The 551-nt window shown below is 48.8% G+C and carries 1 protein-coding gene; it reads left to right on the forward strand.

From position 1 onward, the window contains the following. The coding region (locus AB4375_RS20970; RefSeq protein ID WP_372052455.1) for a tandem-95 repeat protein at positions 1–551 on the forward strand (551 nt) is incomplete at both ends.

The following is a 551-nucleotide window of genomic DNA, read 5'->3' on the forward strand; positions in this document are numbered from 1 at the left end:
AACGGTGACATCGATATCAGCTTCGATATCTCAGATGGCACCAATACCGTTCAAGCTTCAGCAGACCTGACGGTTAACCCAGTAAATGATTTACCTGTTCCACAAGACCAACAATTCAGTGTTGAAGAAGACGGCACGTTAATCTTCACTGATGCAGACCTATTAACAGGCGCAACGGACATTGAAGGTGACAACCTAACGGTTGAAGGTGTGACCTACGATGGTGGCGACGGTATCCTGACCGACAACGGCAACGGGACTTACACCTTTGCGCCAAACGAAAACTTCAATGGCGACGTAAACTTCGGCTTCGATGTATCTGACGGCACCGATACGGTGTCAGCAAACATCGATGTGAGTGTAACTGCCGTTGATGATGCACCTGTGTCAGGCGATTTAGCGTACTCAATCGATGAAGATGGTTCTATCCGTCTAAGCCAAGAGCAACTGTTATCACAAGCATCTGATGTTGAAGGCGATGACCTGACTGCTAGCGGCCTAACGGTTGGCGGTGATGCAACCGTTGTAGCTAACGATGACGGCAGTTTCAC

The organism is Vibrio sp. 10N.261.51.C6 (genome assembly GCF_041471785.1).
Taxonomy (GTDB): Bacteria; Pseudomonadota; Gammaproteobacteria; order Enterobacterales; family Vibrionaceae; genus Vibrio; species Vibrio crassostreae_C.